The organism is Pseudomonas sp. GL-RE-26 (assembly GCF_019956275.1).
Lineage (GTDB): Bacteria > Pseudomonadota > Gammaproteobacteria > Pseudomonadales > Pseudomonadaceae > Aquipseudomonas > Aquipseudomonas grandcourensis.
The window spans coordinates 1-8,913 of record NZ_JAHBDI010000061.1 but is presented as its reverse complement, the minus strand read 5'-3'; the positions used below and the strand labels follow the sequence as shown (position 1 = coordinate 8,913).

Annotated in this window: 8 protein-coding genes and 1 pseudogene; 3 read left to right on the top strand and 6 right to left on the bottom strand. The window is 61.5% G+C overall.

The window, feature by feature from the left end; genetic code table 11:
- A pseudogene (locus tag KGB07_RS25505) lies at positions 1-355 on the top strand (hypothetical protein); the annotation flags it as partial.
- A 96-nt stretch (positions 356-451) separates the two neighbouring features.
- Here the strand turns inward: KGB07_RS25505 and KGB07_RS25500 are convergent.
- Positions 452-1,348, bottom strand: a complete 897-nt coding sequence (locus KGB07_RS25500; protein ID WP_046043454.1) for a LysR family transcriptional regulator — start codon at positions 1,346-1,348, stop codon at positions 452-454.
- Between the two features lie 159 nt (positions 1,349-1,507).
- On the opposite strand from KGB07_RS25500, the gene KGB07_RS25495 reads away from it, so the two are divergent.
- Positions 1,508-2,527: an alpha/beta hydrolase gene (locus KGB07_RS25495; protein ID WP_046043452.1), complete on the top strand. Its 1,020-nt coding sequence runs from the start codon at positions 1,508-1,510 to the stop codon at positions 2,525-2,527.
- A gap of 205 nt (positions 2,528-2,732) precedes the next feature.
- Complete coding sequence (locus KGB07_RS25490; protein WP_046043451.1) at positions 2,733-4,160, top strand: mechanosensitive ion channel family protein; 1,428 nt, start codon at positions 2,733-2,735, stop codon at positions 4,158-4,160.
- A gap of 123 nt (positions 4,161-4,283) precedes the next feature.
- On the opposite strand, the gene ycaC is transcribed toward KGB07_RS25490, so the two are convergent.
- From ycaC to KGB07_RS25465, 5 genes are all read right to left on the bottom strand, one after another.
- Positions 4,284-4,910, bottom strand: a complete 627-nt coding sequence (gene ycaC, locus KGB07_RS25485) for an isochorismate family cysteine hydrolase YcaC (protein ID WP_046043449.1) — start codon at positions 4,908-4,910, stop codon at positions 4,284-4,286.
- Between the two features lie 70 nt (positions 4,911-4,980).
- Positions 4,981-6,819, bottom strand: coding sequence for an amidohydrolase (locus KGB07_RS25480; RefSeq protein WP_223466900.1), 1,839 nt, complete (start codon positions 6,817-6,819; stop codon positions 4,981-4,983).
- A complete protein-coding gene (locus KGB07_RS25475; protein WP_223466899.1) occupies positions 6,819-7,427 on the bottom strand; it encodes an antibiotic biosynthesis monooxygenase in 609 nt (202 codons plus the stop codon). Before KGB07_RS25475 ends, KGB07_RS25480 begins: the two co-directional genes overlap by 1 nt.
- Positions 7,420-7,836, bottom strand: a complete 417-nt coding sequence (locus KGB07_RS25470; RefSeq protein ID WP_046043445.1) for a DoxX family protein — start codon at positions 7,834-7,836, stop codon at positions 7,420-7,422. Before KGB07_RS25470 ends, KGB07_RS25475 begins: the two co-directional genes overlap by 8 nt.
- Positions 7,837-8,128: 292 nt before the next feature.
- Entirely contained in the window at positions 8,129-8,488 is a 360-nt protein-coding gene (locus tag KGB07_RS25465; protein WP_046043444.1) for a DUF6124 family protein, read from the bottom strand.
- Positions 8,489-8,913: the final 425 nt, after the last annotated feature.

Genomic DNA, 8,913 nt, shown 5'->3' with positions numbered 1-8,913 from the left:
CGGCAGCGGAGGCGGCGGTGGTAGCGGTGGTGGTGGCAACAGCGGCAGCGGTCATAGTGGCGACCATGGCAGCAACAGTGGCCATGGCAGTGCCAACAGCGGTTCGAGCCACTCCGGAACGGCCTCGTCCTCAGGACGCAGCGGCACCCATGATGAACCCGGGGATGACCGTGGTGTCCATGCCAATGGCGAGCCTGGCGATGATCGTGGTGTCCATGCCAATGGCGAGCCTGGCGATGACCGTGGTGTCCATGCCAATGGCGAGCCTGGCGATGACCGTGGTGTCCATGCCAATGGCGAGCCTGGCGATGATCGCGGTGTCCATGCCGAGCCCGGTGATGACAAAAGGAGCTGATTTACGCTGATTCCCATACAACACAAAACCCTGTGGGAGCGGCGGTGCGGCGATCCGACTTGCCCGCTCCCACAATTGATTGTATGAACCCTCTCCTTACAACCCACCCTCAGACTGATCCAGTTCCTCGCGCAAGAACTCAACCAGCGCCTGCACCGGCCGCGAACTCTGCCGGTGTTGCGGATAGACCGCCGACAACGTGAGCGGCTCCGGCCGCAAATCTTCCAGCACTTCCACCAGCCTTCCATCCTTGAGTGCCGAGCCGACAATGAACGTAGGCAAATACGTGATCCCCAGCCCGGCGATCGCCGCGTCCTTGAGCAATTCACCGTTGTTGACCCGCATCCGCCCGCTGACATTGACGCTCAATGGCTTGCCCTGCCCCGCAAAACGCCATTGCACCTGTCGACCATGGCCGTACGGCAGGCAGTCGTGACCGTGCAAATCTTCTGGCTTGAGCGGTGTGCCGCGTTCGGTCAGGTACGCGGGGCTTGCGCAGTACACCCGTTCAATGGAGGCAATGCGTCGGGCGATCAGTGTCGAGTCTTCCAGTGTGCCGATGCGCAGCGCCAGGTCGTAGCCCTCACCGAGCAAATCCACGGGCCGATCGCTCAAATCCACCTCCACCGTCACGTCGCGATAGCGCTGCAAAAACACCGGCAACAGGCACCCCAGATGCGCCAGTGCGAACGACAGCGGCGCACTCACACGAATGGTCCCCCGTGGCTCGGTGGTCTGGCCGGCGATGCCCTGCTCCACTTGCTCAACTTCGCTGAGCAGGCGCAGGGCTGATTCGTAATAGCTCTGCCCCAGCGGCGTGACATCCAGTCTCCGGGTCGAGCGATTGAGCAAGCGCACGCCCAGGCGCTCTTCGAGCTGCATCAAGCGGCGGCTGACAAACTGCTTGGACAGCCCAAGTTGATCGGCGGCTGCCGTGAAGCTGCCGGCGTCCATGACCTGGCAAAAAATACGCATATCTTCAAAGGGGTTCATTGTCACTTCCCGGTTGACAGTCAAACACTTTATAGCCGCTTTTTCCCTTCCAGGCATCCTATTAATCTGTGTTCACGGTGTTGCTCAAGCCTGAATCACAGAACTGGCAGCGACCTCATCCCAAGACTCTCAACGCCATCGGTTAAAAAGGATTTACCCATGAACCTCGTCCAGAAAACCCTGACTGCATCCCTCCTCGCCCTCGCCGTCGGCAACGCTTTTGCCGCAGGCAGCCCGGGTGTCGAACACAACACCCAAGCCTTCCTCGAAGCCCTCGCCGCCGGTGGTGGCAAACCGCTTGAACAACTGAGCCCGAAAGACGCCCGCGGGGTGCTGACCGGTGCCCAGGCGTCGGTGAAAGTTGACCTGTCCGGCGTGGAAGTCAGCGACAAGGCAATCAAGGTTGACGGTCAGACGATCAACCTCAAAGTGGTGCGACCGGCCAAGGTCAAAGGTGAACTGCCGGTGTTCATGTTTTTCCACGGCGGCGGTTGGGTGCTGGGGGATTTCCCGACTCACCAGCGCCTGATCCGTGACCTGGTGGTGGGTTCCGGCGCGGTCGCGGTGTACGTCGACTACACGCCGTCGCCGGAAGCGCATTACCCGACCGCGATCAACCAGGCCTATGCCGCGACCCGCTGGGTGGCCGAACACGGCCAGCAGATCAACGTCGACGGCAAGCGCCTGGCGGTGGCCGGCAACAGCGTCGGCGGCAACATGGCGGCGGTCGTGGCCTTGATGGCCAAGGAACAGAAAGCCCCGGCCCTGCGTTTTCAACTGCTGATGTGGCCGGTGACCAACGCACAGTTCGATAACGCGTCGTACCAGCAATTTGCCGAAGGCCACTTCCTGACGCAAAACATGATGAAGTGGTTCTGGGACAACTACACCACCGACGCTGGCGAGCGTGCGCAGATTCATGCCTCGCCGCTCAACGCCAGCACCGAACAGCTCAAAGGCTTGCCGGCCGCATTGGTGCAGACCGCCGAGTTCGACGTGCTGCGCGACGAAGGCGAAGGTTACGCCCGCCACCTCGACGCGGCAGGCGTGCCGGTGACCTCGGTACGCTACAACGGCATGATCCACGACTTCGGCCTGCTCAATCCGCTGAGCCAGATTCCTGAAGTGAAGGCGGCGGTGCGCCAGGCTGCGCTGGAGCTCAAGACTCATTTGCAGTGAGACCAACCAGAATCGCCACACAGCGGCGTGTGGCGACACTGTTTTTTGTGGCGAGGGAGCTTGCTCCCGCTGGGCTGCGTAGCGGCCCCAAAATCCAAGCAGTCAATGCCGACTTTGTGAGTGCTCCGCACTCAAGCGGGAGCAAGCTCCCTCGCCACAAAAACGCTCTTCACCTGCGCGACCTCATTTCTCCCGGAGCATCCCCATGTCCTTTCTCCTCGGTCACCTGCTCTCCCTGAGCACCCTGCTGCTGGCCATCGACACCCTGCTCTGGCACCTCGCGCCATTCAAGCATCGCGTCAGCCGGGTCGGTGTGCGCCTGGCGCTGTTTGTGCTGTTCAGCGCGGTGCTCATCAACGCCGGCGTCAGCCCGTTGCAGGCGCCCTTGTTTGCCGATGATCGCGTGGCGCAGTTGGGAGCCACGGCACTGGGGATTCTCTGGTGGCTGTACGCCGCGCGGGGGCTCACCGAAGTGATCGGCCTGGCCCTGATGCGGCGCATCGGCCACAGCGGCCGGCTGTTGCAGGATGTCATCGGCGCACTGGTGTTCCTGATTGCCGTAGTGGCCGCCGCCGGCTACGTGCTGGAGCTGCCGGTGAAAGGTTTGCTGGCGACCTCCGGCGTCGTCGCCATCGTGGTGGGTCTGGCATTGCAGAGCACCTTGAGCGACGTGTTCTCCGGCATCGTGCTCAACACCACCAAGCCGTACCAGGTCGATGACTGGGTTTCCATTGACGGTGTCGAAGGCAAGGTGCTGGACATCGACTGGCGCGCCACCCACCTGCTGACCAGCGCCGGCAGCACTGCGGTGGTGCCGAACTCGGTGGCGGCCAAGGCGAAGATCGTCAACCTCAGCCGCCCGACCAATATTCACGGCGTGTCGATCAGCATTCAGGTGCCGAACCACATCCGTCCGCGTCGGGTCCTCGATGCCCTGGACCGCACCCTTCAGGGCAGCAGCAGTCTGTTGCTCGATCCGGCGCCGAAAGCCGTGCTCAAGGAAGCCGGCGAAACCATGTCCGAATACGTGGCCAGCGGCTTCATCGCCGAACTGGGCAAAAAGGGTGAAGTGCGTAATCAACTGTTCGACCTGGCCCATCGGCACCTCGAAGCGGCTGGTATTTCCCGGCAACCCAATGGTGTGATCGAGCCGTCGACCCGCGCACGGGCCTTGCTCGATGAAGTGAAAATCTTCCGTTCCCTGAGCGCTGAGGAACGTGATCGCCTGGCCCAGAACATGGTGGCGCAGCAATACGCGGCCGGTGACGTGGTGCTGGATCTGGAAGAAGTACCGGACAGCCTGTTCGTCATTGCCACCGGCGTGGTCAGTGCCACCGTGCCCGATGGCAGCACGCAGATCGAAGCCGGGCGCATGGGGCCGAGCGAAGTCATGGGCGAACAAAGCATCCTCGCCGACACGCCGTCCCAGGCACGGTTCACCGCCATGACTTCAAGCATCATCTACCGCCTCGACAAATCCCTGACCCGCAGTTGCATGGAGCAACGACGGGAAGTCGACCGGGCGTTGAACAAGCTGCAGGCGGTGCGCCAGCAGAACAGCCGGATGGCGTTGATGGCCAAACCGGTGGCGGTCAGGAAAGGTGGGTTTTTGAGTTGGTTGCAGAACCGCTGATCAACAGATCACACAAAGCCCTGTAGGAGCGAGCCTGCTCGCGATAGCGGTGGATCAGCCAACATCGATATTGAATGGCAGACCGCAATCGCGAGCAGGCTCGCTCCTACAAGTGCAGCGTGCTTACCTGGCAGTAAATTTGGTGTAGCTGTTGATCAGATTGCGATAGTTCGGCAGGCGTTCCGACAGCAGGTTGGCCAGGCCTTCCATGTCATTGCGCCAGTCACCTTGCAGCTCGCAGGCTACCGAGAACCAGTTCAGCAGGTGCGCACCAGCGGCCGACATGCGTGCCCAGGCCGCTTGTTGCACGGTGGTGTTGAAGGTGCCGGAAGCGTCGGTCACCACAAACACCTCAAAGCCCTCGGCAATGGCCGACAGGGTCGGGAACGCCACGCACACGTCAGTCACCACACCGGCGATGATCAGTTGCTTGCGACCGGTGGCCTTGATCGCCTTGACGAAGTCTTCGTTGTCCCAGGCGTTGATCTGGCCCGGGCGTGCAATGAATGGCGCGTCCGGGAACTGCGCCTTGAGCTCCGGCACGATCGGACCGTTCGGGCCGCTGTCAAAACTGGTGGTGAGGATGGTCGGCAGTTTGAAGAACTTGGCGATGTCGCCCAGCGCCAGCACGTTGTTCTTGAACTCGTTGGGCGAGAAATCCTGTACCAGCGAGATCAGACCGGTCTGGTGGTCGACCAGCAATACCACGGCATCGTCTTTGTTCAGGCGTTTGTACGGAACGTTGCTCATTGGAAACTCCTTGATGGATGGTTGTCGCAGTCAGCGCCGACCTGTTGGGCCGGCGTTTTTTTTGAATTCGTCAGAAGGCAAAACACGAACAGCCAAAGGCGCCCCAGAAACCGGCGAAATCGCTGACCGGCGCATTCGACAGGCGCGCCCGTTCATGACTGTGGGAGTGCACCGCACACGGGCCGCTGCAATGGTGAGCCTGAGCCTGCATCGGCGACGTCGGGCGCCAGTGGCCCGGCACCTTCACCACCGGCGACCAGTCCGGCAGCACCGGCACGCTGGCCGGCCCGAGCTTCTCGAAGTCACCGGCGCCGTACACCACCTTGCCGCCGACCACGGTCAACACCGACTCGATCCACTTGATCGCCTCTTCATCGACGCTGAAAAAGTCCGCGCTGAGGGCTGCAACGTCGGCCAATTGCCCGACCTTGATCTGGCCCTTCTTGCCTTGCTCCGACGAGAACCAGGCGCTGCCGTGGGTGAACAGTTCCAGAGCAGTCAGGCGTGAAAGGCCTTCGGCGTGCAACTCCATGCCGCCGACGGTGCGACCACTGACCATCCAGTACAGCGAGGTCCACGGGTTGTAGCTCGACACCCGCGTCGCGTCGGTACCGGCGCCCACCGGTACGCCCTCGGCCAGCATGCGTTTGATCGGTGGAGTGGCTTCGGCCGCTTTGGCGCCGTAACGCTCGACGAAATATTCACCCTGGAACGCCATGCGATCCTGAATCGCAATGCCGCCACCCAGCGCCCTCACCCGCTCGATGTTCTGCGGGGTGATGGTTTCGGCGTGGTCGAAAAACCACGGCAAGCCGTTGAACGGAATGTCGCGATTGACCTTCTCGAACACGTCGAGCATGCGGCTGATGGATTCGTTGTAGGTGGCGTGCAAACGGAACGGCCAGCGTTGCTCCACCAGATGGCGCACTACCGGCTCCAGTTCGGCTTCCATGGTTTGCGGCAGGTCCGGGCGCGGTTCGAGGAAGTCTTCGAAGTCCGCCGCCGAGAACACCAGCATTTCCCCGGCGCCGTTGTGCCGCAGGAAATCGTCGCCCTGGTGCAGCTTCACGCTGCCGGTCCAGTTCTTGAAGTCGGTCAACTCTTCCTTGGGCTTCTGGGTGAACAGGTTGTAGGCGATGCGCACGGTCAGTTGCTCATCCTTCGCCAACTGTTCGATCACCTGGTAATCGTCCGGGTAATTCTGGAAACCGCCGCCGGCATCGATGGCACTGGTCAGGCCCAGGCGATTGAGTTCGCGCATGAACTGACGGGTCGAGTTGACCTGATACTCCAGTGGCAGCTTCGGCCCCTTGGCCAGCGTCGAGTACAGAATCATCGCGTTGGGCCGCGCCACCAGCATGCCGGTCGGCTCGCCGTTGGCGTCACGCACGATCTCGCCACCCGGCGGGTTCGGCGTGTCGCGGGTGTAACCGGCGACGCGCAACGCGGCACGGTTGAGCAAGGCGCGGTCGTACAGGTGCAGCACGAACACCGGCGTGTCCGGTGCCGCCTGATTGAGCTCGGCCAGGGTCGGCATACGCTTCTCGGCGAACTGGAATTCGTTCCAGCCACCGACCACCCGCACCCACTGCGGCGTCGGCGTGCGGTCGGCCTGATCCTTGAGCATGCGCAAGGCATCGGCCAGGGACGGCACGCCTTCCCAACGCAGTTCGAGGTTGTAGTTCAGGCCGCCACGGATCAGGTGCAGGTGCGAGTCGTTGAGCCCGGGAATCACGCAGCGGCCCTTGAGGTCGACCACTTGTGTACCTGAACCACGCAGGGCCATGGCTTGGGCATCACTGCCGACCGCGATAAAACGCCCGTCGCTGATCGCCACGGCGCTGGCGAGCGGTTTTTCGCGGTCAACGGTATGGAATTGACCATTGAACAGAATCAGATCGGCGTTCATCACGGTTCCTCGTGCAAAGTAGCGGGAGACAGCCAGGGCGCGAACAGGCGCGTCGCCATGGGCATGAAGATGTAAACCACCGACAGCACGATGGTCAGGGTGATCAGGAACGTGGCAACCACGTAGTTGGAGAGAAATGCATTGAGCTGAAGCAGCGGCCCCCAGAGCAGCGGCACTAACAAGGTGTGCGGCAGGATCACCAACAGAGTCACCACGGCCTGCTTCCAGCGCGGCGGTGGCGTACCGGCTTCGGCCTGGGGCGAGAACCAGAACTCGTTGACCGGATTGACTTCGGTCTGGTCACCATCGGCCAGCATCGGCGCGGCTTCGTTGACCAGTTCCTGGCGTTGCGGTGAGTCGAGCCAGCGCTGCATCGCCTCGGTCGAGCAAAAGCGCAGCACGCAGGTGTAAGTGTCGAGGCCGGCATTCTTGCCACGCACCACATCCACACCCAGGTGCCCGACGTTCTGCGCGGCCACCTTGACGATGTTGCGTAGCCAGGCTTCATAGGGCACTTCGAAACCGGCCTTGACCCGGTGTTTGACGATCAGGGTCACCACCTCATCAGGCCCGGGACTGGCCGGCTCACGGCGATTGAGATCAGACATAACGCAAGGCTCCGGCAAAACGGACATTGAGCGCCAGCCGTCCCGGCCCGGCGATGAAAATGCTGGTGAACACGATCAGCAACAGCCAGCCGAACTGGCCTTCGAAGAGCGTCCACTGTGGATGCACGATCAACATCGACACCCACAGCAAAAACAGAATAGGCAAACATGCCAGACGCGCCAGCATCCCGGCGACGATCAGCAGCGGGCACACCACCTCGGCGAAAATCGCCAGCAGCAGCGTCAGGTTCGCGCCCAGGTGGAAAGGGTCTTCGATGTTTTGCAGCTCGGTACTGTAGTGAAGCAGCTTGGGCAAACCGTGCACCCACAACAGGAACAACCCGCCGCTGACCCGCAGGAACAGCAGCCCCCAGTCTTGCGCCCGATCATCACGTCGCGAAGCGTCCATGGCCCACCCGCACAAATGAAAAACCACCGGCGTCGATGCGCCGGGACTGGATTCGATAGTGCCGGGACGGGGGGAGGAAAAATTGAATGTACGTGCTCTGTTTGCGGGTGCGACAAAGATGCGCAATTCACCTGCAAAGCGCAGTCCCTGTGGCGAGGGGGCTTGCCCCCGCTGGGCTGCGAAGCGGCCCTAAATCCAGCAACCGTGATGCTTCAGGCAAACCGTGTTAACCGGTTCTACGACTGCTGCGCAGCCGAACGGGGGCAAGCCCCCTCGCCACAGGGATCAGTGGTTAGTCTTGCGGATCGATATTATCCAGCGCCCGATTCACCGCCAGTTCGCCCAACATGATGATCTGCGCAATGCCCAACAGCGCGTTGCGATGAGGGCTTTGCAGAAATCCCGCAAGGTCGCTGGCCATGATGCTGGCCGAGGCCAGGGATTCGCAGGCGTGGGCCAATAGCGTTTCGGTGTTGATGTCGGGGGCGATGACAAACATCGTGCTGGGTTTGTGCGATGGAGCCGGATCTTTTGCGGGGTTTAGGTAGTGATCCAGCGCGCGGTCGGCGGCTTCGTGGAGCTTTCTGGAGTCGAGCGAGTCGTAGGGGGAAACGTCGTCGGATTGCGGGGGATTGGGGGTTGGTTTGCACATGGTCAAGCTCCTTGATCAATGGAGCCGCCACAGGTCGCTGCTAAACGAATTGGGTGGCGGCTGTACGCGGGTTAGCAGACCAGGGATCAAGGAACCCGGCGCACCGAAGTGCCCCACGCACAGCCACCAAATTGCAGACCGAAATGATCTTGAGGTGACACTGGCGAGCCTTGAAATTTACCGAGCTGCTAAACCCGATCGCTGCATGGACAGCGACACGGAGAACGTTAGAGATCATGGCCAAGACTCACAAGCCGGCGGATTCTGGCGTAGTTGTAGGCAACGACGCAAGGCGGTGGAGGGTGTCCTAGATTTTGTGTAAACGGGATTTTTATTAAACCGTTAACAGACGATCTTCGAACTGGATACTGAAGCGATTCAAGGCCGCTTTCCAGTCCCGGATCGGCATCGTCCACTTCTTGCTG

Excerpts from the sequence above, each read along its gene's own strand:
- KGB07_RS25465 (WP_046043444.1), bottom strand. The coding sequence starts at position 8,488 with ATGTGCAAACCAACCCCCAATCCCCCGCAATCCGACGACGTTTCCCCC.
- KGB07_RS25480 (WP_223466900.1), bottom strand. The coding sequence starts at position 6,819 with ATGAACGCCGATCTGATTCTGTTCAATGGTCAATTCCATACCGTTGAC.
- KGB07_RS25495 (WP_046043452.1), top strand. The coding sequence starts at position 1,508 with ATGAACCTCGTCCAGAAAACCCTGACTGCATCCCTCCTCGCCCTCGCC.
- ycaC (WP_046043449.1), bottom strand. The coding sequence starts at position 4,910 with ATGAGCAACGTTCCGTACAAACGCCTGAACAAAGACGATGCCGTGGTA.
- KGB07_RS25470 (WP_046043445.1), bottom strand. The coding sequence starts at position 7,836 with ATGGACGCTTCGCGACGTGATGATCGGGCGCAAGACTGGGGGCTGCTG.
- KGB07_RS25500 (WP_046043454.1), bottom strand. The coding sequence starts at position 1,348 with ATGAACCCCTTTGAAGATATGCGTATTTTTTGCCAGGTCATGGACGCC.
- KGB07_RS25490 (WP_046043451.1), top strand. The coding sequence starts at position 2,733 with ATGTCCTTTCTCCTCGGTCACCTGCTCTCCCTGAGCACCCTGCTGCTG.
- KGB07_RS25475 (WP_223466899.1), bottom strand. The coding sequence starts at position 7,427 with ATGTCTGATCTCAATCGCCGTGAGCCGGCCAGTCCCGGGCCTGATGAG.